This window comes from Rhodoferax sp. SPJ21 (genome assembly GCF_058216335.1).
On record NZ_JBYZMO010000002.1, the window covers coordinates 765872 to 792059 of the forward strand.

General features: G+C 63.4%; 22 protein-coding genes. 14 read left to right on the plus strand and 8 right to left on the minus strand.

What is annotated here, in order from left to right; translation table 11 throughout:
* Positions 1–229: 229 nt before the first annotated feature.
* The 5 genes from AC4BBN_RS11410 (at position 230) to AC4BBN_RS11430 (ending at position 7213) form a co-directional block, all read left to right on the plus strand.
* Complete coding sequence (locus AC4BBN_RS11410) at positions 230–1264, plus strand: porin (protein ID WP_490592104.1); 1035 nt, start codon at positions 230–232, stop codon at positions 1262–1264.
* Positions 1265–1469: 205 nt separating this feature from the next.
* Positions 1470–2564 (plus strand): ornithine cyclodeaminase, encoded by a 1095-nt coding sequence (gene ocd, locus AC4BBN_RS11415; RefSeq protein ID WP_490592105.1) that lies wholly within the window; start codon positions 1470–1472, stop codon positions 2562–2564.
* A complete protein-coding gene (gene rocF / locus AC4BBN_RS11420; protein ID WP_490592106.1) occupies positions 2561–3502 on the plus strand; it encodes an arginase in 942 nt (313 codons plus the stop codon). The genes ocd and rocF overlap by 4 nt, the downstream gene beginning before the upstream one ends.
* Before the next feature lie 5 nt (positions 3503–3507).
* Positions 3508–4113 carry a MarC family protein gene (locus tag AC4BBN_RS11425; RefSeq protein WP_490592107.1) on the plus strand — a complete coding sequence of 202 codons (606 nt, stop codon included), beginning with the start codon at positions 3508–3510 and terminating at the stop codon, positions 4111–4113.
* 118 nt (positions 4114–4231) lie between these two features.
* Positions 4232–7213: an L-glutamate gamma-semialdehyde dehydrogenase gene (locus AC4BBN_RS11430; protein ID WP_490592108.1), complete on the plus strand. Its 2982-nt coding sequence runs from the start codon at positions 4232–4234 to the stop codon at positions 7211–7213.
* 225 nt (positions 7214–7438) lie between these two features.
* On the opposite strand, the gene AC4BBN_RS11435 is transcribed toward AC4BBN_RS11430, so the two are convergent.
* Genes AC4BBN_RS11435 through AC4BBN_RS11445 form a run of 3 tightly spaced genes read right to left on the minus strand, consistent with a single transcriptional unit; the run spans position 7439 to position 9747 of the window.
* Positions 7439–8350 carry a J domain-containing protein gene (locus tag AC4BBN_RS11435; protein WP_490592109.1) on the minus strand — a complete coding sequence of 304 codons (912 nt, stop codon included), beginning with the start codon at positions 8348–8350 and terminating at the stop codon, positions 7439–7441.
* Positions 8351–8375: 25 nt separating this feature from the next.
* Complete coding sequence (locus AC4BBN_RS11440; protein ID WP_490592110.1) at positions 8376–8723, minus strand: hypothetical protein; 348 nt, start codon at positions 8721–8723, stop codon at positions 8376–8378.
* 13 nt (positions 8724–8736) lie between these two features.
* Positions 8737–9747 carry a DnaJ domain-containing protein gene (locus AC4BBN_RS11445; RefSeq protein WP_490592111.1) on the minus strand — a complete coding sequence of 337 codons (1011 nt, stop codon included), beginning with the start codon at positions 9745–9747 and terminating at the stop codon, positions 8737–8739.
* A gap of 164 nt (positions 9748–9911) precedes the next feature.
* On the opposite strand from AC4BBN_RS11445, the gene AC4BBN_RS11450 reads away from it, so the two are divergent.
* The 3 genes from AC4BBN_RS11450 to AC4BBN_RS11460 all read left to right on the plus strand — a co-directional run bounded on the left by AC4BBN_RS11450 (position 9912) and on the right by AC4BBN_RS11460 (position 12072).
* Positions 9912–10241: a hypothetical protein gene (locus AC4BBN_RS11450; protein WP_490592112.1), complete on the plus strand. Its 330-nt coding sequence runs from the start codon at positions 9912–9914 to the stop codon at positions 10239–10241.
* A gap of 2 nt (positions 10242–10243) precedes the next feature.
* Entirely contained in the window at positions 10244–10783 is a 540-nt protein-coding gene (locus AC4BBN_RS11455; RefSeq protein ID WP_490592113.1) for a pseudouridine synthase, read from the plus strand.
* 131 nt (positions 10784–10914) lie between these two features.
* Positions 10915–12072 (plus strand): patatin-like phospholipase family protein, encoded by a 1158-nt coding sequence (locus AC4BBN_RS11460; protein ID WP_490592114.1) that lies wholly within the window; start codon positions 10915–10917, stop codon positions 12070–12072.
* Here the strand turns inward: AC4BBN_RS11460 and AC4BBN_RS11465 are convergent.
* The 4 genes from AC4BBN_RS11465 to AC4BBN_RS11480 all read right to left on the minus strand — a co-directional run bounded on the left by AC4BBN_RS11465 (position 12069) and on the right by AC4BBN_RS11480 (position 18226).
* Positions 12069–13076, minus strand: coding sequence for a LacI family DNA-binding transcriptional regulator (locus tag AC4BBN_RS11465; RefSeq protein WP_490592115.1), 1008 nt, complete (start codon positions 13074–13076; stop codon positions 12069–12071). The genes AC4BBN_RS11460 and AC4BBN_RS11465 overlap by 4 nt on opposite strands.
* Before the next feature lie 60 nt (positions 13077–13136).
* Entirely contained in the window at positions 13137–13808 is a 672-nt protein-coding gene (locus AC4BBN_RS11470) for a PEP-CTERM sorting domain-containing protein (protein WP_490592116.1), read from the minus strand.
* A 26-nt stretch (positions 13809–13834) separates the two neighbouring features.
* Complete coding sequence (locus AC4BBN_RS11475) at positions 13835–16969, minus strand: glycoside hydrolase family 3 protein (protein WP_490592117.1); 3135 nt, start codon at positions 16967–16969, stop codon at positions 13835–13837.
* A 225-nt stretch (positions 16970–17194) separates the two neighbouring features.
* Entirely contained in the window at positions 17195–18226 is a 1032-nt protein-coding gene (locus AC4BBN_RS11480) for an NAD(P)H-dependent flavin oxidoreductase (protein WP_490592118.1), read from the minus strand.
* Between the two features lie 150 nt (positions 18227–18376).
* Between AC4BBN_RS11480 and AC4BBN_RS11485 the strand changes: the two genes are divergently transcribed.
* From AC4BBN_RS11485 to AC4BBN_RS11510, 6 genes are all read left to right on the plus strand, one after another.
* On the plus strand, positions 18377–18682 hold the full coding sequence (locus AC4BBN_RS11485) for a BufA1 family periplasmic bufferin-type metallophore (protein ID WP_490592119.1): 306 nt from the start codon (positions 18377–18379) through the stop codon (positions 18680–18682).
* A 56-nt stretch (positions 18683–18738) separates the two neighbouring features.
* Positions 18739–19599 (plus strand): MNIO family bufferin maturase, encoded by an 861-nt coding sequence (bufB, locus tag AC4BBN_RS11490; protein WP_490592859.1) that lies wholly within the window; start codon positions 18739–18741, stop codon positions 19597–19599.
* Positions 19596–20348, plus strand: coding sequence for an HvfC/BufC N-terminal domain-containing protein (locus AC4BBN_RS11495; protein ID WP_490592120.1), 753 nt, complete (start codon positions 19596–19598; stop codon positions 20346–20348). The genes bufB and AC4BBN_RS11495 overlap by 4 nt, the downstream gene beginning before the upstream one ends.
* A 3-nt stretch (positions 20349–20351) precedes the next feature.
* Positions 20352–20861, plus strand: coding sequence for a DoxX family protein (locus AC4BBN_RS11500; protein WP_490592121.1), 510 nt, complete (start codon positions 20352–20354; stop codon positions 20859–20861).
* Between the two features lie 248 nt (positions 20862–21109).
* Positions 21110–23164: a methyl-accepting chemotaxis protein gene (locus AC4BBN_RS11505; RefSeq protein ID WP_490592122.1), complete on the plus strand. Its 2055-nt coding sequence runs from the start codon at positions 21110–21112 to the stop codon at positions 23162–23164.
* An 86-nt stretch (positions 23165–23250) separates the two neighbouring features.
* Positions 23251–25047 carry a diguanylate cyclase domain-containing protein gene (locus AC4BBN_RS11510; RefSeq protein WP_490592123.1) on the plus strand — a complete coding sequence of 599 codons (1797 nt, stop codon included), beginning with the start codon at positions 23251–23253 and terminating at the stop codon, positions 25045–25047.
* Positions 25048–25160: 113 nt separating this feature from the next.
* On the opposite strand, the gene trpD is transcribed toward AC4BBN_RS11510, so the two are convergent.
* On the minus strand, positions 25161–26180 hold the full coding sequence (gene trpD / locus AC4BBN_RS11515) for an anthranilate phosphoribosyltransferase (RefSeq protein ID WP_490592124.1): 1020 nt from the start codon (positions 26178–26180) through the stop codon (positions 25161–25163).
* Positions 26181–26188 lie beyond the last annotated feature (8 nt).

Genomic DNA, 26188 nt, shown 5'->3' on the forward strand with positions numbered 1-26188 from the left:
ACGGGATCTTGAGAAATTATGGTTAAAACACCGTCTCTTTTCATAACTACACACAGCATTAACAATTGGATTCAAAAAAAGTAATTGCTAACGTTTGGTGTGTGAAAGGTCCGTGAAGTTGTATCTCAATAACAACAGGTTCTGAAGAAATTGCAGGGTTATTGCGGGTTGCTATGTGTTTTGGGGGCAAACTTCAAACACCAATTTTTCAACCCGTTAGGAAAATCCCATGAAAAAGAGTTTGATTGCTTTGGCCGTTCTGGCTTCCACTGGTGCTGCAATGGCCCAGTCGTCGGTGAGCCTGTATGGCATCGTTGACTTGAGCTTGCAGTCTGGCAAAGACGAAATCAATAGCGTTGCAGGTGCTGCCGCTGTTCGTCAAAACACCTTGTCCAGCGGTGGCGTTTCCACCAGCCGTTGGGGCCTGAAGGGTTCCGAAGATCTGGGCGGTGGCTTGAAGGCCAACTTCGTTCTGGAAAACGGTTTTGACGCGAGCACCGGTGCCGCTGCTGGCGCCCAGTTCAACCGTCAATCGTGGGTTGGCTTCTCCGGTGGTTTCGGTGAAATCCGCCTGGGTAACGACTACACCGCACGTGATGACATCAACGGCGCTGCTCACGCAGTGTTTGACTCGGCTTTCTCGCCTTCCGTGTTCATCGAGTCCGGCTACAACTCCAACCCCAACAACCAAATCAAGTACCTGACGCCTAGCTTCTCCGGTTTCTCCGGTGCAGTCAGCTACGCTCTGGGTGAAAACAAGACGGCTAACCAAAGCGCTGAAGGCGTTGCAGCTGTGAACGTTCAATATGCTGCTGGTCCTTTGTACATTGGTCTCGCTCACCAACAAGACAAGAAGACCTTCATTGGTACCGGCAAGAACAACAAGGACACCTTCCTGAACGCTACGTACGATCTGGGCGTTGCCAAGATCTTGGCTAGCTACCGTGATGTGAAGAACACCACGACCAATGGTTTGGTTGCCGGTTTCAACAGCGTCAGTTTCGACAAGCAACGCGTGTACCAAATCGGTGCTGACATTCCAGTTGGCGCAGCTCTGGTTGTGTCCGCTGGTTACGCTCACTCCAAGAGCGAATTGGCTGGCATCAACGACGTGACCGGCAACGGTTTCGCAGTTGGCGCTTCCTACAGCCTGTCCAAGCGTACCTCCGTGTACACCGCTTTGAACTACTCCAAGGCTAAGCAAGACGGCGCTGCTGATCTGAAGTCTGACGTGTTCGCTGTGGGCGTTCGCCACGCTTTCTAATTCCCTGCCGGCTTAAGCCGGTTTGGATTTAGTTATGCAAAAAAGCCACCCGGTTTTCCGGGTGGCTTTTTTTTATCCTGAATTGTCATTTAGATAGAAATTTATAGCAAAACGATAGTTTTTTGTCTAAAAGATGGCAATATTGACGATGTACATTGACAGTCTCTGTTGCGACACTGCGTGCATTCCTAGAAAGACCTGCACCATGCACAACATCGCACTAGTCCCCACCCAATTCCTTAGCGCCCAAGACGTGGCCAGCATCGTCCAACGAAAGGGGCTGTCCGCCTGCTTGCGCGGCATGGCCGACACCATCCAGGCCGATTTTTTGCGCTGGCAGGCTTTTGACAAATGTGCCCGCGTCGCCAGCCATTCCGCCGAAGGCGTGATCGAGCTGATGCCGATTGCCGACGACCACAGCTACGCTTTCAAATACGTCAACGGCCACCCCAAGAACAATGCGCTGCACGGCCTGCCGACGGTCATGGCGTTTGGCGTACTGGCCAGCGTGGCCACCGGCGTACCTGAGCTGCTGAGCGAGCTGACCCTCACCACCGCCATCCGCACCGCCGCCACCTCCGTGGTCGCCGCGCGTGCTTTGGCCCGCCCGAACAGCCGCAGCATGGCGCTGATTGGCAATGGCGCTCAAAGCGAGTTCCAGGCCCTGGCTTTCCACCACCTGATGGGGATCGAAGAAGTGCGCTTGTTCGACACCGACTCGCTGGCCACGGCCAAGCTGGTGGACAACCTGCGCGGCACCGCCTTGAAGGTTGTGGTCTGTGCCAGCACCTTAGAGGCCGTGCGCGGTGCTGACATCGTGACCACCGTGACCGCCGACAAGACCAATGCCACCATCCTCACGCCGGACATGCTGGAGCCTGGCATGCATATCAACGGCGTGGGTGGTGACTGCCCCGGCAAGACCGAGCTGCACCCCGACGTGCTGCGCGCTGCCAGCGTCTTCGTGGAATACGAGCCGCAAACCCGCATCGAAGGTGACCTGCAACAGCTGCCAGCCGACTTTGCCGTGACCGAGCTGTGGCAAGTCCTCAGCGGCAAGGCCGTGGGCCGTAGCAGCGAGGCGCAAATTACGGTCTTCGATTCGGTAGGTTTTGCGCTGGAGGACTACTCCGCACTGCGCTTTATGCGCGACACTGCACAAGAGCTTGGCTTGGGCCAGCGCTTGGCGCTGATTCCTGGGCTGGACGACCCCAAAGATTTGTATAGTTTGGTACGTCCCTCGGTTGTAAAGACCGGGGTATCCGCACCAGCACTCTCACCGGAAGCAGTAGCAGCATGACATCTTCGAGTAAGGGCGTGAGCCTGATTGGCGTTCCCACCGACATCGGTGCCGGCACGCGGGGCGCCCGCATGGGGCCCGAGGCCTTGCGCGTTGCGGGCCTGGCCCAGGCCCTGGAATTGGCGGGCCTGGATGTGCGCGACTGCGGCAATATCCGTGGCCCGGCCAACCCCTGGCAAGAACCCGTGGATGGCTACCGCCATCTGCCGGAAGTCGCCCAGTGGAACGAGCTGGTCCACAAGGTGGTGCACTTCGAGCTGCAATCGGGCCGCATGCCCATCATGCTCGGTGGCGACCATTGCCTGGGCATTGGCTCGATCAGCGCGGTAGCGCGCCACTGCCGTGAAACCGGCAAGAAGCTGCGCGTGCTGTGGTTGGACGCGCATTCCGACTTCAACACTGCGGCCCTCACGCCCAGCGGCAACATCCACGGCATGCCGGTCGCCTGCCTGTGCGGCCATGGCCCGAAGTCGCTGATCGAAATCGGTGGCCATGTGCCCGCCATCAGCCCGTCGGAAATCGTCGAAATCGGCATCCGCAGTGTGGACGCAGGCGAAAAGCGTTTTGTGCACGAGATCGGCATCGAAGTCTTCGACATGCGCTTCATTGACGAGATGGGCATACGCCACACCATGGAAATGGCGCTGGACGGACTGGATGAAAACACCCATCTGCACATCAGCCTGGACGTGGACTTTCTCGACCCCGACATCGCCCCCGGCGTGGGCACCACCGTGCGTGGCGGCCCCAACTACCGTGAAGCCCAGCTGTGCATGGAGATGATTGCCGACACCGGCCTGTTGGCCTCGCTGGACATCGTCGAGCTGAACCCGGCGCTGGACGTGCGCAACCAGACGGCTGAACTGGCCGTGGACCTGGTGGAAAGCCTGTTCGGCAAGAGCACGCTGATGCGCCAGGTGTCGCCCGCCAACAGCTAATCGCCATGCAGCACGATTTCTATTCGGCCTTGATGGTCTTGTTGATCGTGCTCGACCCTCTGGGCAACGTGCCCATCGTGCTCAGCCTGTTGCGCAATACGCCGCGCGAGCGGCGCTTTGCCGTCGTCAGCCGCGAATGCTTTTTTGCGCTGGTGATTTTGCTGGTCTTCATGTGGGGTGGAGACCGGCTGCTGCACGTCATGCACCTCACTGACGCTTCGCTGGAGATTGCGGGCGGCGTGATCCTGTTCCTGATCGCTATGGGCATGGCGTTCCCCAGCATGGGGGTTAGCTTCTCCGGCCCGGAGGAAGAGGGCGAGCCGGTGCTGGTGCCCTTGGCCATTCCGATGATTGCCGGTCCGTCCTCGCTGGCCACGGTGTTGCTGCTGGCCTCGCGCCAGCCCGAGCGCGCCTGGACCTGGGCTGCCGCCATTGCACTCAGCATGGTGGTGGTCTGGCTGGTGCTGCTATCGGCCAGCGCCCTGGCGCGGCGCCTGGGTAAATCCGGCCTGATCGCGCTGGAGCGGCTGATGGGACTGCTGCTGGCGGCGATGGCGGTGGAGATGCTCATTTCGGGGCTGCGCAACGCCTTTCCTGGAATCGCTCAATAGCATGGGCGTAGTTTTTTAAACTAGTTTGCATTAAAAATTTGGTGAAATTATCGGGTGTATGCGCGGCAAACTAGCGGATGTTGCAATTTGTTGTTCCTCATTTCCACCGGAGTTCACCATGCGTCTGCCCACCCCTTACCGGCCCGAGGCCGAAGTCGTTGCCCACCGTCTTGCCGCCTTGTCGGGTGCGCTGGACTGGGCCATAGCCTCCGCCCCCGCGCGCCCCTGGGTACAGGCTGTGCGCGACAACCCGCCGCCGTTCTGGGCCATGGAAAGCCTGCTGCGCGAATACCCCATTTCCAGTGCCGAAGGTTTGGCCCTGATGCGCCTGGCCGAAGCCCTGCTGCGCGTGCCTGATGCTGAAACCGCCATCGCCCTGACAGCCGACCAATTGGGCCGTGCCGACTTTGACGGCATGGACGAAACCGGAGCCGCCCAGGTGTTGGGCCGCTCTACGCTGGCCAAGCTGTCCAGTAGCGCCATAGCCTTGTCGAAAAAATTCCTGCCCGACGCCGAAGCGCCCCACGGTTTGTTGACCAAGTTGGGCGCCAAGACCGTGGTCGCCGCCACCGTGCGTGCCGTGCAGCTGCTGGGCCGCCAGTTCGTGCTCGGCCAGACCATTGGCGACGCCATGGACGAAGCCGATGCGGCCCGTAAAAAGCAGTCCCAATTGACCTACAGCTACGACATGCTGGGCGAGGGTGCACGCACCGATGCCGATGCGTTGAACTACCTGCAAAGTTACAAAAATGCTATCGAAGCCATAGCTGGCCGCGCAGATAAGACGGGCGCTACCGAGAAGAATGATGGTATTTCCATCAAGCTCAGCGCCCTGCACCCACGCTACGAGTGGACCCAGCGCGAACGCGTGCTGGCCGAGCTGGTGCCGCGCGTCTGGAGCCTGTGCGAACAAGCCGCCCGTGCCAACATCAACCTGACCATCGACGCCGAAGAAGTGGACCGCCTGGAGCTGTCGCTCGACGTGTTTGAAGCCCTGGCTGCGCTGGTGGCCCAGCACCAGCCGCAGTGGCGCGGCTTTGGCCTGGCCATGCAGGCCTACCAAACCCGGGCGCTGGAGCTGATCCAGCATATCGCCAGCATCGGCCGCAAATACAAGCTGCGCCTGATGTGCCGCCTGGTCAAGGGCGCGTACTGGGATTCGGAAATCAAGCGCGCCCAAGAGCTGGGTCTGCCGCACTACCCGGTGTTCACGCACAAGCACCACACCGATGTGTCGTACCTGGCCTGTGCCAAGGCGCTGCTGGACGCGCCCGATGCCATCTACCCGCAATTCGCCACGCACAACGCCGCCACCATCGCCGCCATCCTGAGCCTGGCGGCCAAGAGCGGCAACCCGTTCGAGCTGCAGCGCCTGCACGGCATGGGCGAGGGCGTGTACCGCGAGGTGCTGAAGAATCCGCTGATTGGCTGCCGCGTGTACGCCCCGGTGGGCAAGCACCGCGACCTGCTGGCCTACCTGGTGCGCCGCCTGCTGGAGAACGGCGCGAACTCGTCCTTCGTGCACCAGCTGGCCGACGAGTCGGTGGGCATGGAGGAAATTCTGGTGTCGCCCCTGCGCCTGGAGCCAGAGTCCGCCTTTGTGCTGCCGCCCAAGCTGTTTGGTACCGGCCGCAAAAATAGCGCCGGTTTGGATCTGGAAGTCGCTACCCAGCGCGCCGCGCTGCAAACCGCCTATGACAACCTGACCGTTCCCTCGGTGCCAGAGTTTGATGCAAAACAGGCCGCTAGCGCATATTCCACCAGCGCAGCTAGCTACAAAATATGGAGCAAAACCCCGGTTGCCGAGCGCGCCGCCCTGCTGCGCCAGAGCGCCGACGCGCTGGAACACCAGATGCCACGCTTTTGCGCCATCCTGGTGAAAGAAGCCTTCAAGACCTGGGGCGACGCCGTGTCCGAAGTGCGCGAAGCCGTGGACTTCCTGCGCTTCTACGCCGACGAGGCCGAGCGCATCATGGCCCCCGTCGCCTTGCCCGGCCCCACGGGTGAAACCAACGAGCTGCGCCTGAGCGCGCGCGGCGTCTGGGTCTGTATCAGCCCCTGGAACTTCCCGCTGGCCATCTTCATGGGCCAGGTCGCGGCGGCACTTGCCACCGGCAACACGGTCTTGGCCAAGCCGGCCGAGCAAACCCCGTTCGTCGCATTGGAAGCCGTGCGCCTGCTGCACTCGGTCGGTGTGCCTGAGGGCGCGGTGCAGCTGCTGCACGGCCCTGGCGAAACTGTGGGCGCGGCCCTGGTGGCGCTGCCCGGTATCGCCGGCGTGGTGTTCACCGGCTCGACCCCGGTAGCCCGCATCATCAACCGCGCGCTGGCCGCCAAAGACGGCCCCATCGTGCCGCTGATCGCTGAAACCGGCGGCATCAACGCCATGTTGGTGGACAGCACCGCGCTGCCCGAGCAGGTGGTCGATGCCGTGGTGCAAAGCGCCTTCCGTAGCGCCGGGCAGCGCTGCTCGGCTCTGCGTCTGCTGTGCGTGCACGATGCGATTGCCGACCACGTGATCGAGATGGTCCAGGGGGCGGCAAAAGAGCTGGTGCTGGGCAATACCGCAGCGTGGGCGACCGACGTGGGCCCGGTGATCGACAAGGAAGCCTTCGACGGCATCCAGAAGCACATCCAGCGCCTGAATTCCACCGCGAAAGTGCTTTTGCCGCAGGTAGCTCCTGCGCAGGCAGCTACTAACTTGATAGCGCCGCAGGCTTTTGAGCTGAACCAGGTGAGCGACGTGGCGCAGGAAATCTTCGGCCCGGTGCTGCACATCGTGCGCTGGTCGGGCGATCCGCAGGCGGTGATCGAGCAGATCAACGCCCTGGGCTACGGCCTGACCCTGGGCATCCAGACCCGCATCGACAGCCGCGCCCACGCGCTGGCCGCCGCCGCCCACATTGGCAATGTCTACATCAACCGCAACATCATCGGCGCGGTGGTGGGTGTGCAGCCCTTCGGCGGCGAAGGCTTGAGCGGCACCGGCCCCAAAGCCGGTGGCCCGCATTACCTGTACCGCTTCTGCGCCGAGCAGACGCTGACGGTGAACACCACGGCAGCAGGCGGCAACGCGGCGCTGCTGGCTTCGCTGCCCTAAGCGTTTGCTATGGAATAAAGAGCTGCTGGCGCAGGTGCTATCTGCGCTAGCGGGCTAAATTCCCTGATTAGCTACATGCCTCAGATTGCAAGTACGCACATGAAAGACCCCGTTCGCCCTGAGCCTGTCGAAGGGCTCTATCAGCAAGCCCTTCGACAGGCTCAGGGCGAACGGTTGTGGTGGTGTGTCTGAGGCAAGCAGCTAATCAGGCTAAATTCCTTGCAGTCAGCGCAGCCCGAAAGACGCCGGTAGCGTGACGGCGACGATGCCGTAGCGTGGTGTTTCGGTGTTGGCCGGGGTGCTGTTGGCGCTGGGAGATGTCTTGTCGTCCAGCCCCTGGGTGCCGGTGATCTCGCGTAGCGCGTCCTGGATGAAGCGGGCCAGGTATTTGTCGCCGTCAATCTTCAGTTCGGGGTAGCTGGCGTAGACCAGCTTGTCGGCCAGCTTGGCCAGCACGGTCTCTTTGTGCTGGGTGAGGGCGCTGGCAAACTTGTCGGCGTCCGCCGGGCCTATGTCCACCGTGAGTGCCGGTATGGTCAGGATATGCCGGCTGGCTTCCACGTTCTCGGGCAGGGGCTCGCTGCTGGCCAGGACGATGCGCAGGTCGGAGCCCAGCAGGGCGATTTGCAGGGGGCTGGGCGCTTTGCTGTCGTTGGCCCTGCTGCTGTCGGTAGTGGTCGGGCTGGCGGTTTCCGGCTTCTGTGCCACGGGTTGGCTGGCTGCCGGCTGTGCAGCGCTGGCATCTGGCCGGGTGATCGGCTTTTTACCGGACAGCGCCCACATTGCAGCGCCGCACAAGGCGATCACCGTGGCCAGCAGCCAGAGGTACCAGTTCGAGCGTGGCGCGGGGGCGGCGGCGCGGCGGGTGTTGCTGGGCGCATGGGCGGCGGACAGCGGTGGCCTGGGCGCTTGCTGCCGTGCCAACTGGGCGTCGTATGCGGCCCGCTGGCTGCTGTCCGACAGCACACCATAGGCCTGGGCGATCAGGCTGGCGCGTTGGGCCATGCGGCTGTCGGTCCCGTGCTTGTCCGGGTGGTGGCGCTGCATCAGGCTTTTGTAGGCGGCGCGCAGCACCTCCGCGCTGGCGCGGGGGCTGACTTCCAGGATGTCGTAGTAGTTCGCGGGTTGCTCGGCCATGGGATGTGGTGTGCGGTGCAACGGGCTAGTGTGTCACCGGGCCGAGCTTGGTGAAGACGGTGGTGCTGTTGTCGCTTTCCTGCAGGCGGATTTCCTGCGGGCTGGCGGCCAGCACCGTCGTCGTCTCATGGCCAAACTGCTTGCCCAGCTTGTAGCTCCACAACAGGTGGCGGTCCTTGTATTCCCACACGCCGTATTGCAGCACCGTGCCGTCGTCCTGCCGGATTTCCCATTCACCGTTGGCATACAGGTACAAGGGCGTGGCCAGGCGGGAGGAATGCCATTTGCCGACGAAGACCTTGGCGTCGATGGGGGTGTGCCGGTTGCAAGCGGGCAGGGCCAGCAGCGTGGCCGCGCAGGCTGCCAGCAGCAACGCACGCCGTGGGTTAACGCCGCAACACACTATTCCACTCGGCCTTTTGCCGCTCGATGCGGTTGCGCTCAATCTGCTCCTTTACGCGCTGGTCTTCTTTTTGCTGCCAGGCCAGGCGCTCGTCTTCTCGGCGCGCCTGTTCCTTGGCTTGCAGCTCGGCCATGCGCAGCTCGGCTGATACCTGCTCGCCGCGCCGACGAGACTCGTCTTCAAAGCGTTTGGCGTTCTGCTCGGCCTGGGCTTTGTTGCGGTCGGCCTGGCGTTGTTCGTTGTCCTTGCGGCGGTCTTCGGCCTGCAGCAGTTCCAGCTCGGCCCGGTTTGCGGGGCGTACGCCGTGGGTCTGGTAGTACTCCTGCAGCAGCACCTTGTCGTTGGCCTGGGCATTGGCTGCGGCGGCCGCAGCGGCGGCTTCGGCCATTTCGGCCCGGCGGCTGTTGACCACCATGGTGGCGACCTGGGCGATGGCCAGCACTGCCACCATGGTGCCCACGACCATCGCCAGCTTGCGCGGCATGGAGCTTGTGCGCTGAGCCGCCGACGCTGCCAGGTGGGCGGAGAAGCTGCTGCTTTCCCGGAAAGCCGGGTAGGACGCGGTGGCCCCGGAACGCAAGGCCATGGCGTCGGCCCGCATGGTCATTGCATCGGCCCGTAGTGCCATCGCTTCGGCGCGCAAGGCCATGGCTTCGGCATCGGCCGGCAGCGGTGCTATGGCCAACGGGGCCGCAGCCGGTAGAGAGGAGGGCTCGGGTACGGGCGGTGCGATTCTGGCGTCGTACGCCGCGCGCTCGCTGGGGGAGGACAGGGTTTTGAAAGCGACGTTCAGCACCTTGAGCTTGAAGTCAAAGTCATCCGGGCTGATGCGGTCCTTCTGTGCTTGCAACTGGGCGCCTACGCGTTCGTAAGCCGCCTGGATGTCGGCATCCGTGGCTGTGGCGGGTACTTTCAGGAACTCGTAAAGGGTTTTCTTGCGAGGGGTCACATTGAACTCTGCACAGCGGGGTGGCATGCCTGTGGCGACGGGCATGTGTTACGAAATATTTCGCTGGCTATGGTACCGTCTTTGCCCTTCGCGTGAACAAGTTTGAAGTTGCATGAAGCGCTGCAGGCCTGTTGCCGCAGATGTTGGTCGCCACACTTCGGCTTTTCAAGCTGCCGCCTTATTCGTTTTGCCCGGCCTGGGTACCCCGCATGCAAGACCGTTCCCCTTTTTCGATTGCTGAGCTGCTTGGTTGCGCCTTGCTGCTGGCCTGCGGGCTGGTGGCGCTGGTCTATACACTCAAGCTGGCGCACGACCTGGATGGATGGGGTGCTCTGCAGGGCGCTGGCTTGGCCATCGTGCTGCTGGTCGCCGCTCTCGACCCGGCCTACTATTTTGTGGGTGGCTGGGCGCGGCTGGCTTCGCGCCGCTCCCGGCCTTCGCGCCAGAACCGTTGGACGCTGGCGGCTTCTATGGTGGGCGTGGGCCTGTCTGTAGTGGGTTGGCTGGTGGAAATGTATTTCGCTTATTTCGGCAATTAGCCATGTCCAAAGTTGTTCTTTTCAACAAGCCGTTCAACGTGCTGACCCAGTTCCGCCCGGATGGCGACCGGCCGACGCTGGCGCAGTACATCCAAGACCCCAGCCTGCGCGTGGCGGGGCGCCTGGACCGCGATTCGGAAGGCCTGCTGCTGCTGACCGACGACGGCGCGTTGAACGCGCGCATTACCCAGCCCCGGCGCAAGCAGTTCAAAACCTACTGGGTGCAGGTGGACGGCCTGCCCACCGAGGCGGCGCTGCAGGCGCTGCGCCAGGGCGTGCTGCTCAACGATGGCATGACCTTGCCCGCCAGCGCCCAGGCCATGGAGCCGCCCGCTGTCTGGGACCGCACGCCGCCGGTGCGGTATCGCGCGCAGCTGCCGACCTCCTGGCTGGAGATACGCATCTGCGAAGGGCGCAACCGCCAGGTGCGGCGCATGACGGCGGCGGTGGGCCTGCCCACCTTGCGCTTGGTACGCGTGCAAATAGGCGACTACCAACTAGGGGATCTGCCGCAGGGTGCCTGGCGGCTTGCAGCTCCATAGGGCTGTAGCGCAATTGGTATCTGCGCAGGTAGCTATATTTTTGAGAGCAAAAGGGGTTCTTCTGTAAACCTGGCTTTACCCTGTCACCCTATACTGCAATGCAGCATTTACTGCGTCTGAAAGGTGTTTGCATGAGCGCTTCCCCCGTACCCTATCCCGAACAATGCACGCTGGTGCTGCAAGGCGGTGGTGCCCTGGGCGCCTACCAGGCGGGGGTGTACGAAGCCCTGCATGACCACGGTATTGCCCCAGACTGGGTGTCGGGCGTGTCCATTGGTGCCATCAATGCCGCCATCATTGCGGGCAACCGGCCCGAGCTGCGGGTGGCCCGCCTGCGGGAGTTTTGGGAGGGGGTATCTGCGAACCTGCTGGCACCACCGCTGCCCGCCAGCTATGGGATAGAGGCGCGGGAATTCTTCAACGAGTCCAGCGCGGCCTGGGTGTCGATGTTTGGCGTGCCGGGCTTCTTCAACCCGCGTGTGCCGCCCGCACCTTTTCAGCCGCATGGCACGCCGGCAGCCCTCAGCTATTACGACACCGGGCCGCTGCGCGACACCTTGCTGCGGCTGGTGGACTTTGACCGCATCAATGCCCAAAAGGTGAACGACAAGGTGCGCTTGTCGGTCGGTGCGGTGCATGTGACGACGGGCAACTTCGCCTATTTCGACTCGGAGGACGTGGCACAAACCCGCAAGCCTATGGGGCCCGAGCACGTCATGGCCAGTGGCGCGCTGCCGCCCGGCTTTGCGCCGGTGGAGATCGACGGCGATTTCTACTGGGATGGCGGCCTGGTGTCCAACACCCCTTTGCAGTACGTGATCGACCAGCCTGCGGTGCACGACATGCTGGTGTTCCAGGTGGACCTGTTCAGTGCGCGGGGCCGGCTTCCGCGCAATTTGAGCGAGGTGGCCGAGCGGGGCAAGGACATCCAGTTTGCCAGCCGTACCCGCTTCAATACCGACCTGGTAGCCACACAACAAAGGCTGTCCAGCGCAGCCCAAAAACTGGCCGCCAAACTGCCGCCCGAATTTGCCAACGACCCGGACTTGCAGCAGTTGCTGAACGTTGGTTCGGCGGCCGCCTTGACCATCGTGCACCTGATCCACCGCAGCAAGCACTACGAAACCCAGTCCAAGGACTACGAGTTCTCGCGCACCACGGTGCGTGAACACTGGGATGCCGGTCGTGCAGATGTGGAGCGCAGCCTGGCCGATCCACGCTGGGCAGAACGCTGCCGCTCGCAGGTCGGCATCACGGTGCTGGATTTGACGCGGCCTGAGAAGGACTAAGCTTTAGAGCAAGGTTGCACGGAGTCGCGCACCACCAGGCGGGGTTCCAGCAAGCCTTGAGCTTCGGTCAAGGTCTCGCCCATGGCCAGGCGCAGTGCCAGCTGGGCAGCAGTCCGAGCCAATGCGGCGACCGGGTGGTGTACGGTGGTCAAGCGGGGCTGGATCAGATCGGCGTATTCCACATCGTCAAAGCCGACCAAGGACAACTGGGACGGCACATCAATGCCTGCAGCGCGGCAGTAGTTCAGCGCGCCAAAGGCCATCTGGTCATTCAGGCAGAACACGGCGGTTAACGCCGGTTGGGCGGCCCGCAGCGCGGCCATGCACTGGCGGCCGGACTCGAAATGGAAATCGCCTTCGACCACCTGGCTCGCTGGCAGCTTCACACCGGCTGCGCGCAAGCTTTTGCGAAAGGCGGCCAGGCGCTGCTTGCTTTCGGGGTTGCTGTTGGGGCCTGCAATGACGCCAATGGCGCGGTGGCCGCAGCCCACTAGGTATTCAGCTGCCAGCCGGCCGCCGCTGGGGTTGTCCAGTTGTACGCAGCGCGCTTCGAAGCCGGGTACGGTGCGGTGGATCACCACTACATGCGGGTTGTTGCGCAGTATGTCGGCCAGCGCCTGGTCAGTCAGCTCGCCCGGATACAGGATGATGGCGTCGCAGCGCCGCTGGCGTAAGAACTGTAGGCCACCCGCCACCTCGGCCTGGCTGTTTTTGCCGCAGGTGATGGCCAGGTAGCTGCCGACGGCGCTCACGGCGTTTTCAATCTCGTTCACCAGGGGTGCAAAGAAAGCGCTAGACAGATGGGGCACCACCAACCCCACGCAGTTTGAGCGCCGGCTGGCCAGCGAGGCGGCAAAGCTGTTGCGTGAGAAGTCCAGCTCGCGCATGGCCTGCTCCACCTTCAGCCGGGTGGCTTCGCGCACCTTGTGCGGTTCGTTCATGACCCGCGACACCGTGGCACTGGAGACGCCGGCCCGCGCCGCGACGGTATGGATGGTGGACATGGTGGTAGCGATGCAAGTGGCCGCAGCATCTTACCAACCACGGCCCGGCGGCCGTGTCACTTAGCCAGGGCGGCGGCGTCGGCTGGCGAACAGGCCCAGTGCCGCCGCGCCAAACAAGGCCAAGGAGCCGGGTTCGGGCACGGTTTGCAGCAGGAAGTTGTCGGCCCCAAAACTGTCGGAGGCTCCGGTCACGTCAAACCATACGGCTTTCACGTTCGAGAAAGGCGAGCCCAGGCCGAAGTTGCTGGCCGGGAAGCCCGAGTCTTCGCTGGTCAGCAGCTGGGCGAAGTCGTCAGAGACGCCGTTGGCCGACGCATGGATGTAGACCTGTTCGTTGCCGGATGCCGGGCCGCCACCGGTATCGGTGTTGGAGACGATATCGAAGCTGCTCAGGCTGAAGGCGCCGCCGTCGATCCGGGTCAACCGTATCTGCGTCAGGTAGCCAAAGTTGCCCGTAGCCCAGTGGCCTTGCAGCACGTCGTTGCCGACCTCATAGAAGTCGCCCACATTGCTGGAGAAGGCCGAGTCGGTGCCGAAGAAGTCGAAGCGGTAGCCCGCCTCCTGGTAGCTGCGCACATCGTCCCAGTTGACGGCGTTGTTGGTGACGACTGTGGAGCCATCGTTGTGGGTAACCGTGCCGCCAGTGAAGGTGACCAGCGTGGCCTGCGCCGACGTGGCCAGGCCGATGGCGAGCAGCGCCGCCGCCATGATTTTCGAAGTGGTAGTGAACATGGTGTTTCCGTTCAAGGGGGATTGGACTATTGGGTGAAGCGCACGTTGCGCACCTGGAACTGCACGCCTTGCTGGTCGCCCCACTTGGGGAAGATGGCAAACGGCACGCTGGTGCGGCGCACATCAAAGCAGGCGGTCTTGGCGGCGGTGAGGGTGCCCATGGGCAGGCTGACGGTCTGCCAGCTACCGGCTGCGGGCCGGCCGAACAGCACGTCGCCGGTGGTGCAGTTGGTGCCTGCACTTTCCATCTTCACCACCAGGCCGCCGCTGTTGCTGCCGTAGCTGCTGACGTTCAGTTCGAACTCCAGCTTGCCGCCGGCAAAGTTGACCAGGTTGATTGGGGCACCGTCGTTGAAGAACAGCAGACCATCGCCGCCATCGGCTGCAAAGTTCAGCGCCAGTTCGCCACCGGACAACACGCTGTAGCTGGTATGCACATTGTTGGTGGAATAGGTGTTGATCTTGAAGCCGTCCGACACCACGCCGTTGCTGAACATGGTGTAGCTCGGGCCGGGCTTGGGCGTGGGTAGGGCGGCGGTGGGCGGCACCAGGCTGTCGCAGGCCACGGCATCGGCGTCCTTGGCGGCGCCCGGTACCCAGCGGATGTTGGCAAACGAGGCGGTGAAGGCCTTCTCGGTGTAGACCAGGATCGGCGTGTTGATCGCGGCGAAGTCCGTGCCCTTGGCGGCAAAGCATGCCAGCGGAATCTTCACCGTGCGCTTGGTATCCAGGCCCAGGGTGCTGAACAGCGTTGTGCCATCCACTTCGCCGATGCAGGGGTAGCTGCAGTCAATGCGCAGTTTGACCAGGCCGTCCGGTGTCTTGTGGACGATGGTGTCGAACACCAGGGCGCCGTCGGCGTTCAGGTAGCTTTGCTGGTCGCTGGTGCTAGGTGCCTGCGAGTAGAACTGGCCGGTGCCGGTCCAGGTGACCTTCTTGGCATCTTGCTGCACATTGATCTGGGTGGTTTCGACCTTGATCGTGGCGTGTGACACCACGGCATTCAGGTCGGAACCTATGGCGGTGCCGCCCCAGTTTTCCGGCGAGCCTATGCCCAGCGCGAATGGGGGCTTGTCGGTGGACTTGAAGATTTCCAGATCGACTGTGGCCGTGCCGCCGCCAGCGGTTTGCCCGCAGCCCAGGGCGGGCACGGTTTCATCCAGCTTGGCCAGCGTCTTCAGGTCGGCGTAGCGCATGCCGTAGCCGTAAGGGAACAGCGGGTCGTAGGCTGCATCACCCACATTCAGCGGTGTCTGGCAGCCAGACTTGGGCCAGGAGAAGGACAGCTTGCCCACGGTGTCGAAATTCACCTTGCCGTTGTAGGTGCGGTAGAGCACGTCGCCCACGCCCTTGCCCTCGGTGCCGGGCAGCCAGGCCACCACAAAGGCATCGGAGCGGTTGATCTCCTTGTTGACCAGTACCGGTCGGCCGGTGACCAGCACAGTGACCACGGGCACACCCTTGCCGCTGACGGCGTTCAGCACCGCCAGATCTTCGGGGTAGCGGCGTGCATGTTCCAGCGTGCCGGTCTTGCCGATATCGCCCACTCCCTCGGCATAGGGCGTTTCGCCGATCACGGCAATCACGGTCTTGAAGTCGCTGATGTTCACGTCGGTGCCGGTCTCGCTGTAGACCACATTGGCCGCGCCGGTGGCGGCCTTGATGCCGGCCAGGATGCTGTCGGCGTTCGGGAAGTCGGCATTGGTGTTGGACGTGCCTTGCCAGGTCAGCGACCAGCCACCGGTCTGGTTCGACAGGTTGTCGGCCGACTTGCCCACCACCAGCACCTTCTGCCCGCGCACCAGGGGCAGCAGCTGCTTGTCGTTCTTCAGCAGAACCAGGGATTTGCGCACCGCCTCGCGGGCCAGCACGCGGTGCTGCAGCTGGGCTGCGTCACCGGCGTTCAGGCGCTCCAGCGGGCGCTTGGCGTTGAAGATGCCGGCGCGCATCTTGACGCGCAGGATGCGGGTCACGGCGTCGTCAATCCGGGCGAGTGGAATGGCACCGTTCTGCACCTGGGTGATGGTGTTGGCAATGAAGGCCTTCCACTGGTCGGGCACCATGATCATGTCCACCCCGGCGTTGATGGCCTGGGCGCAGCTGGCATCGCTGCAGCCCGGTACCTGGCCGTGGCCGTTCCAGTCGCCGATGACGAAGCCGTCAAAACCGATCTTGGTCTTCAGCACATCGGTCAGCATTTCCTTGCTGCCGTGCATCTTGCCAATGGTGATGCCTGCGGCCTCGTTGGTCCAACTGTTGAAGGAGGCCATTACGGTCTGTGCACCCGCACCCAGCGCCGAGTAATAGCCCTGGCCGTGGATGTTGATCATCTCGGCCTTGGTCGACATGTTGACGCCCTGGTCCTTGCCCTGGTCGGTGCCACCGTCGCCCATGAAATGCTTGGCGGTGGCGATCACAGTGGCCGGGCGGGCGAAGTCGCCCTGCAGGCCCTTGATCATTTCGTAGCCGTATTTATTGACGATCAGCGGGTCTTCCGAATAGCCCTCGTAGGTGCGGCCCCAGCGGTCGTCGCGCACCACCGCCAGCGTCGGCGCAAAGCTCCAGTCGATGCCAGTGGAGGCCACCTGCGTGGCCACCGCCTGGCCGATGCGGCGGATCAGCGCCGGGTCGTTGGCGGCACCCAGGCCGATGTTGTGCGGAAACAGCGTGGCGCCATACACATTGCCGTGGCCGTGTACCGCGTCGGTGCCCCAGATCACCGGAATCTTCACCTTGGAGTCGGTGGACATGGAGGCCATCCAGTAGTCGTCGGCCAGCTTCACCCAGTCGCTGGACAGCGCGTGCTTGTTGTTCTGCGGCCAGGAGCCGCCGCCGTTCAGCACCGAGCCTATGTAGTACTGCGTTACCTGTGCCGGCGTGATGCTCTTGATTTCGGGTTGCGTCATCTGGCCGACTTTTTCGGCCAGCGTCATGCCGTTCACGATGGCTTTGATCCTGGACTCCATCGCCGCGTCGGTCGGAATCTCGCTGGTGATATGCGGCCAGTCTGCGTACTGCGCAATGGTGGCGGCTGCCGCGGCTTTGGCCTGGGCGTCCAGTGCATCAGGGCTTGATCCGCCCCCGCAGCCGGCGAGCCAGGCTGCGGCGCCAAGGGCCGCGGCGAGGCCTCTGCGTCTGGACGTGTGAAATGTGTAGTGCATGGTGTCTCCAACGGGTGGTCATGCCGGGCCCGGTCGTGCGTGCAAGCTTGCCGCAGACGCTGCTTCGACAGGTTTGTGTACCTACATATGTCGCGTTTGCAAAGCAAATGTAAGCGGTTACATTTTCTCTGCGCAGTAGGGCGGAGCATCGGGAATTGCCCGTAGTACCGCCCCGTAACCGGGGTCCATTTGTGTCCGGGTGTAACGCGCAGCCCTAGCGGGCTCTTAGAAGCCCTTGGCCAACATCCGCGTAATTTCCGCCGCCGGCAAGGCCAAGCACCTGCTGGCGTTTTGACCTGACCACAGGGGCGAAAAGTCGCCGCTGCCCAGGCGCTCGGCATGGGCGCGCAGCGGTGCCATGGCCGCCGTGGCCATGGGGAATGCGGGGGCTGCATCGTTCAGTGCGCCCAGCTCGCGTATCACCCGGTTGACGATGCCGCGTGCGGGCCGCCCGGTGAACAAATGGGTCAACACCGTATGCCGTGCCGCTGGCGATTGCAGCACCGCGCGGTGTGGCTTGCTGGTGGTGGCCTCATCGCTCAACAGATACGCGGTACCCACCTGCACCCCGGCCGCGCCCAGTGCCATGGCGGCGGCCACACCCTGTGCATCGGCAATGCCGCCGGCGGCAATCACCGGCACCGAGACTGCGCGCACGATCTGCGGCAGCAGCGTGAAGCTGCCCATTTGCAGCGATAGGTCGTGCGACAAGAAGTGGCCCCGGTGGCCACCGGCCTCCAAACCCTGGGCAATGATGGCGTCCACCCCCTGCGCCTGAAGCCACAGCGCTTCGTCCACCGTGGTGGCCGAGGCCAGTATCTTGCTGCCCCAGCTGCGCACCCGCTCCAGCAGTGCGGGCGTGGGCAGGCCGAAGTGGAAGCTCACCACCGGCGGGCGAAAGGCCTGCAGCACATCGGCCGCCGCATCGCTGAACGGCGCGCGCCCCGGGCCGGAGGCAATCTGCGCCATGTCCAGCCCCATCTCTGCGTAGTAGGGGGCTAGCGCCGCGTGCCAGCGCGCTGGCTGGCCGTCTTGCGGCTCCGGTGGTGTGTGGCAAAAGAAGTTGACGTTATAGGGCTTGCGGGTCTGCGCATGGATGCGTTCCAGCTCGTCGCGCAAGGCATCCAGCCCCAGCAGCGCAGCGGGCAGCGAACCCAGGCCACCGGCCTCGCTGACAGCGACCGCCATGGCACTGCCTTGTACGCCTGCCATGGGCGCCTGGACCAGGGGCAGGGCGGTACCTAAAGCGAGTGGCATGGCGTGTCCTGTCTGAAAAAAGAATATGAAAAAACTATACAGAGCCTGTAAGAACCCTGGCGCTGCCGCGACTACTTCACAGCAAGACTGCATACCGCACACCTTGCTGCAGACAAAACCCTTTTTCATTTTTATTGACTGGAGATCACCATGACCGCTACCAACACCCGCTTCGCTTCCACCGCTGTTCTGGCCCTGGCTTTGGGCTCTGCCCTTGCCATGGCCGCGGCCCCCGCATCTGCTGCAGACGACGCCAAGGAAAAGTGCTTCGGCGTGGCCATGGCCGGCAAGAACGACTGCGCTGCAGGCGCCGGCACCACCTGTGCAGGCACCTCCAAGATGGACTACCAAGCCAACTCCTGGAAGTTCGTGCCCGCCGGCACCTGCGAAACCATGAAGTCCGCCACATCGCCCACCGGCATGGGCCAGAAAATGGCTTTCACTGCAAAGATGTAAGCACAGCTTCAGCCTGCGCAGCGACTGCCATGTCCCAATTCTTTGATACACAGTCGTTGCCAAGCGGTGCAAGCCCTGTGGGCTTGCCCGCCCGCTTAGGCATAGGCCTCAAATCCGCGCATGTGGGCGAGATTTTGCAGACCCTGCCCGCGCTCGGTTTCTTCGAGGTGCATGCCGAAAACTATATGGTGGACGGCGGCCCCTTCCACCAGCACCTCACCCGCATTTGCGAGTACTACCCGCTGTCCATCCACGGTGTGGGTTTGTCCATAGGTGCCGAAGGCCCGTTGGACGCCTGCCATCTGGACGCGCTGGCGGCCCTGCTGGACCGCTACCAGCCCGCATCATTTTCCGAACACCTGGCCTGGTCCAGCCATGGCGGGGTGTTCCTGAACGACCTGCTGCCTTTGCCCTATACCGGCCGCACCCTGCAGCGCGTGTGCGAGCACATCGACCAGGTACAGACCCGCCTGCGCCGGCGCATGCTGCTGGAGAACCCCGCCACCTATGTGCAGTTTGCCGAGTCCAGCTGGGACGAAGCGGCCTTCATCGCCGAGGTGCTGCAACGCACCGGCTGCGGCCTGCTGCTGGACGTGAACAATGTGTTTGTTAGCAGCGTCAACCACCACTTCGACGCCCAGGCCTATGTGCGCGCACTGCCACTGGACCGGGTGGGCGAGATCCATCTGGCCGGCTTTGCCGAGCAGGTAGACGCCGCCGGCGACCCGCTGCTGATCGACCACCACGGCGCACCGGTGGACGCGGCGGTATGGCAGCTGTACGACTACGTACTGGGCTTGACCGGCCCGGTCGCCACGCTGATAGAGCGTGACAACGATCTACCCGCCTTGCCGGTGCTGCTGGCCGAGGCCGGAATGGCCGAGCACCGGCTGCACACCATCCGGGTGCCGGCATGAGCACGCAAAACCTATTCGCCCAGGCCCTGTTGCAGCCTGCACAAGCCTGCCCCGAGGGCCTGCGCACCTGGAACGGCTCTGACCCGGCGCTGCGTTTCGCGGTGTACCGCAACAACGTGCTGGTCTCGCTGGTCGATGCGCTGGCCGCAACGTTTCCGGTGGTGCAAGCCCTGGTCGGCGAGGAATTCTTCCGCGCCATGGCCGCGCTGTTTGTGCGTACCCATCCGCCGCAGTCGCGCATCCTGGCTTGGTACGGCACTGAGCTGCCTGACTTCATGGACCGTTTTGAGCCCGCCGCCAGCCTGCCTTACCTGGCCGACGTGGCGCGCTTGGAAATGGCCCGCGTGCGGGCCTACCACGCAGCCGATGTGGCCGCTGTAATGCCCAAAGCCCTGCAGGCCGCCCTGTCGCAGCCCGAGCGGCTGGCAACTTTGCGGCTGGGTCTGCATCCGTCGATGCAGGTGCTGGCCTCACGCTACGCGGTGTTCTCGCTGTGGGCCGCGCACCAGGGCGCGCTGGATCTGGCCAGTGTGGACCCCGACCAGGCCGAGACCGCGCTGGTCTACCGCCAGGACATGCAGGTGCAGACAGTGGCGGTCAGCCCGGCCACCGGCCAGTTCATCCGCGCTGTGTTGCAAGGCGAAAGCCTGCTGGCCGCCGCCAGCGCCGACAGTGAGCTCGATTTACCGGCCACGCTGGCCCACCTGGTGCGCCAGCAGCTGATCACCCACCTTGATTTTGGAGACTGAACCATGCAGACCGTACACACCCCATCGACCGTATCGCCCCCTGCCGCCGCACTGCGCAAGCTCATCGCGCTGTGCTCGCAGATACCGCATACGCCGATCGCCTTTCTGGCGCGCTTCTCCATCGCTGCGGTGTTCTGGAAGTCGGGCCAGACCAAGGTGCAGGGCCTGGCCATCGACCTGGTGGGCGGGGAGTTCCACCTGGGCTGGCCGCACCTGTCGGACTCGGCGGTGGCGCTGTTTCGCGAGGAATACAAGCTGCCCCTGGTGCCGCCCGAGATGGCCGCGCCCCTGGCTGCCTGCGCCGAGCATTTTTTCCCGCTGCTGATACTGCTGGGCCTGGGCACGCGCCTGTCGGCACTGGCGCTGCTGGGCATGACGCTGACCATCCAGCTCTTCGTCTACCCCGAGGCCTACCCCACCCACGGCACCTGGGCAGCCCTGCTGCTGTACCTGGTGGCGCAAGGGCCAGGCAAGCTGTCGCTGGACCACGCCATCGCCCGCCGCTACGGTTGATGCTGTTTGCTATGGTTTGAATAGCTGCTAACGCAGGTATTTCATGCGCTAGCCGGCCATTTTTGTTTAAATCTCTGCGGCGTGCTGGCTCTATGCAAACATGTAATAAATATGGCTCTGCCATCACAAAACCCTACGCAGCGGAGGTGTTCTCGGCAAGAATAGATGCGTCTTACTTTTCGTAACATGGGCCGTGCCAAACGGTCTCTGCACGCACACCTCACCAGCCTGGAGAACCTATGCTTGCAATGTTTACCTCTCTTCGCGGCAAGCTCGTCGCTATCACCGCCGCCGTACTGTTGGTAGGGCTGGCCGGTTTGTCCATCAACAACGTCTGGACTTCGCGCCAGTACGCACAGGAAGCGCTGGACAGTCAGACTCGCTCGCTCGCGACGTCACATGCGGAGGGGGTCGCCGAGTGGGTTGCGCAGAACCACAGAGTGGTGGCGTCCCTGGCTGCTGCGGTGAGCGAAGAGAACCCGGTGAAGTCTCTGGTGCAGGCCAAAATCGCAGGCGCTGTCGATAGTGTCTATATCGGGTACCCCGACAAAAAGGCATTTTTCTCTGAAACACCCACCGTGCCGCCAGGCTGGGATCCGACAGCCCGGCCTTGGTACCTGCAGGCTGCAGCCGCATCGGGGCCCGTGGTGACCGACCCCTACGTAGATGCCAGCACCAAGAAGCTCGTCATTACTTTTGCCGCTGCGAGCAGAGAGGGTGGCGCGGTTAAAGCGGTGGTGGCAGCCGATGTCTACATGGACACGATCTCCCGGAACATCGCATCCATCCGGCCCACCCCGGGGACCTACGGTTTCATCGTCTCCAAGAGCGGCAAGATCGTGGTGCATGAAGATAGCAGCCTGCTGCTAAAACCCTTGTCCGATATTGCCCCCAGCCTGGGGCAAAGTGGTGTGGCCGGCCTGCACGGGCTGACCGAAGTGGTGATCCGCAATGAACCGCGATTGGTCTATGCTGCGCCGATTGCGGGCACCGACTGGTCGCTGGTCGTGGCCCTGCAACGCGACGAAGCCACGGCTGGCATCCGCGCCATGCTGTGGTCCTCGGTCATTGGCGCTCTGGTGGTGGCGGTAGCCGTGCTGTCCATCATTGCCACAGTGCTCAGCAAGACCCTGAGCCGCCTGACCGTGCTGCGCGACGCCATGCAAGAGGTAGGCTCGGGCGACGGCGACCTGACCCTGCGCGTGGCCACCAGCGGCAACGACGAGCTGGCCACCATTGCCTCCAGCTTCAACCAGTTTGTCGAGAAGATCCACGCCGTGATGCAACAGGTGCGGACCAGCGCCGACGGCGTGGCCATGGCCAGTGTGGAAATCTCGCAGGGCAATAACGACCTGAGCGCGCGCACCGAAAACCAGGCCAGCGCGCTGGAGCAGACTTCTGCATCCATGGAAGAGCTGGGCGCCACCGTCAAACAAAACGCTGACAGCGCGCGCCAAGCCAACCAGCTGGCAATGACCGCGTCCTCTGTGGCCATCCAGGGCGGCGAGGTGGTGGGCCAGGTGGTGGAGACCATGAAGGGCATCAACGAGTCCTCGCGCAAGATCAGCGACATCATTGGCGTGATCGACGGCATCGCCTTCCAGACCAACATCTTGGCACTGAACGCCGCCGTGGAAGCCGCCCGCGCGGGTGAGCAGGGCCGGGGCTTTGCCGTGGTGGCCAGCGAGGTGCGCAGCCTGGCTGGGCGCAGCGCCGACGCGGCCAAGAAAATCAAGCAACTCATTTCGACCAGCGTGGAGCGGGTGGAGCAGGGCACGGCCCTGGTGGACCAGGCCGGCGCCACCATGACCGAGGTGGTGGGTTCCATCCAGCGCGTGACGCAGATCATGGGCGAGATCAGCGTTGCCAGTGCCGAGCAAAGCTCCGGCGTGTCGCAGATCGGCGAGGCCGTCACCCAGATGGACCAGGTGACCCAGCAAAACGCCGCGCTGGTGGAGCAGATGGCCGCAGCGGCCAGCAGCCTCAAGTCCCAGGCGGGCGATCTGGTGGACGTGGTGGGCGTGTTCAAACTGGCATCGCATTCGTCGCCGACACCTCAAACGTCCCGCAAGCCGCAGCGCAATGCCTTGGCCCCGGTGGCCGCACCGCACCGGGCCAGCGTGGCGCCTGCACCGCGGCCCGTGACCAAGGCCGCAGTTGCCAAACCTTTGGCCTCGGCGGCCAAGACCCAGGCACCAGCACGGCCCATCGCGGCCAAGCTGCCGGCGCCATCGGCCCGCAAGCCCGTACCTGCCAAACCCGCCCAACCTACGGGTGGCGAGGGTGACTGGGAAACCTTTTAAGCACGCGTGTAGCAAGGATGTAAAGGCCTGCCGTTGGTTTGCGTGCCGACTAAAATCTGCGGCTCATGAACAACGGCACGCCCCCCATGGACACCTTGTCGGTCCAAAGAATGCGGCGATCGCGGACCCTGGGCGTTTTGCTTGCCGTGTTCTTGCTGGCCGGTGCCCTCGGGTACCTGGTGGTGAAAGATGCGGTGACCAATACCGTGGAACACCAGGCGCTCGCCATTGCCGAAATCGTCGCGAACCAGGCGACCACAGCGCGCTCGGTCTATTCCCACGATGTGGCAGAAAAACTGGTGGAAGAGCGCGTAGTGACCCTGCTGGGCCAGATGCCCGCGACAGACGCCATCCCGATTCCTTCGAAGTTTTTAAAACTGGTGGGCCAGGCGACCTCGGCCCAATCGAACAAGCTCTACGAATACAAGCCCGTCAGCCGCTGGAACCTGGAACCTAGCCAGGGCCTGGGGGACGGCTTCTTGCGCTGGGCCTGGCCGCAACTTGAAAAGCAGGACCGCGCCAAGCCCGTGGCCCCGATTGCCTGGCAGGCGGTGTCGCGCTACGAGCAGCAGAACGGCCAGCGCGTGCTGCGCTATTTGATCGCCGACCCCGCGTCGCAGCAGGCCTGCGTGGCCTGCCACAACAGCTTTGAGCAACGGCCCGAAATCATGGCCATGCGCGCTGCCAGCGGCGTGCCCGTGGGCAAGCAGTGGGTGCAGCACCAGCTGCTGGGCGCCCTGTCGATCACGGTGCCGCTGGACCGGGCGGAACAGGTGGCCGGCATCGAGATTCGCCGCGCCAGCGTGTTCATCTGTGCGATTTTGGTGGCCAGTTTTCTGGCCATGGCCTGGTTCAACGCCCGGCTGGCCAGGCGCGAAACCAGTCTGCTTGAGACTGCCCTGCGGCTGGAAAACGCCGAGCGGGAGATGCAATCTGCCCAGGCCTTGCTAGAGGCCAAGCAGGGCGTGGAGTCCGCGCTGACCGAGCTGTCCAGCTATATGCAGGCAATCGACCAGCACGCAATGATGTCGGTGTCCGACAGCATGGGCCGCATTCTGCAGGCCAACGACAAGCTGCTGGCCTTGAGCGGCTACGCCCTTGACGAACTGCTGGAGCAGGACTACCGGGTGCTGAATTCGGGTACCCATGGCGCAGCCTTCTGGGAGCAGTTCTGGCACACCATCCGGGCCGGCAACACCTGGCGCGGCGTGATCTGTAACCGCAACAAGACCGGCGATTTGTTCTGGGTGGACGCGGCCGTGGTGCCGCTGAAAGACGGTAGGGGCCAGGTGGCGCGCTTCATCTCTATCTGCATCGACGTGACCGAGCGCAAGCTGTCCGAGCAAAGCATGCTGCACGTGGCCACCCATGACGTGCTGACGGGGCTGGCCAACCGGCGCCTGCTGCGCGAGCGCATGGCCCACGCGCTGAACGACGAACGGCGCGCCAGCGCACTGGCCGCCGTGCTGTTCATCGACCTGGACGCGTTCAAGGTGGTCAACGACTCGCTGGGCCATGACGTGGGCGACGCACTGCTGGTGCAGGCTGCGCAACGCCTGCGCGCCTGTGTGCGCAGCGAAGATACCGTGGCGCGCCAGGGGGGCGATGAATTCATCGTCTTCATGCCGCACCTGGAAAACGCCCATGGCCCCGCCACGCTGGCCGACAAGCTGGTGGCCGCGCTGTCCCAGCCATTCCACGTGGACGGCCGGGAGCTGAACATCGGTTGCAGCATAGGTATCGCGGTCTACCCGGTCGATGGCGAAGATGTGGACTGCCTGCTGAAGCACAGCGACACCGCCATGTACCGCGTCAAGAAGGAAGGGCGCAATGGCTACCGGTTTTACGCGCAATACATGGACGCCGGGGATTCGCGCCTTTAGCGGTTTTGGCCGCTTCAATGCCTTTTATGCCTGTGGCGCAAATACTCTGTGCGTAGGCAGCTATCAAAATAGAAGCAAGCGCGGCGATGGGCCGCGCTTGCCAGGCGTCGCAACTAGGCGTTGGTCGCCTGCACCAGCTGGGCCAACTTGGACTTGGCCGCGCCGGATTCGATCGCGGTCCGCGCCAGCTGCAAGCCCGCTGCCAGCGAATCGGCCACATTGGCGGCATACAGCGCAGCGCCGGCGTTGAGGATCACGATGTCGCGTGCAGCACCATGGTCGTTGTTCAGCACGCCCATCAGCATGGCCTTGGATTGCTCAGGCGTGTCCACGCGCAGATTGCGGTGGCTGGTCATGGTCATGCCGAAGTCTTCGGGGTGGATTTCGTATTCGGTGATCTCGCCATTCTTCAGCTCGCCCACCAGGGTGGCAGCGCCCAGGCTGACTTCGTCCATGCCGTCCTTGCCGTAGACCACCAGCGCATGCTCGGCGCCCAGGCGCTGAAGTGCCCGCACCTGGATGCCGACCAGGTCCTGGTGGAACACGCCCATCAGGATGTTGGGGGCGCCAGCCGGGTTGGTCAGCGGGCCCAGGATGTTGAAGATGGTGCGCACGCCCAGTTCCTTGCGCACCGGGGCCACGTTCTTCATGGCCGGGTGGTGGTTGGGGGCGAACATAAAGCCTATGCCCACGTCGGCAATGCACTGGGCGATGGCCGGCGAGGCGAGGTTGATGTTCACGCCCAGGCTTTCCAGCACGTCGGCGCTGCCGCTGCTGCTGCTGACGCTGCGCCCGCCATGTTTGCTGACCTTGGCGCCGGCTGCCGCTGCCACGAACATGCTGCAGGTGGAGATGTTGAAGGTGTGCGAACCGTCGCCGCCGGTGCCCACGATGTCCACCATGTGGGTGGTGTCGGCCACGTGTACCTTGTTGGAGAACTCGCGCATCACCTGGGCGGCGGCGGTGATCTCGCCGATGGTTTCCTTCTTCACGCGCAGCCCGGTGACCAGCGCGGCCATCATCACCGGCGACATCTCGCCGTTCATGATCAGCCGCATCAGGTGCAGCATCTCGTCGTGGAATATTTCGCGGTGTTCGATGGTGCGCTGCAGGGCTTGTTGGGGGGTGATCATGGGTGTTT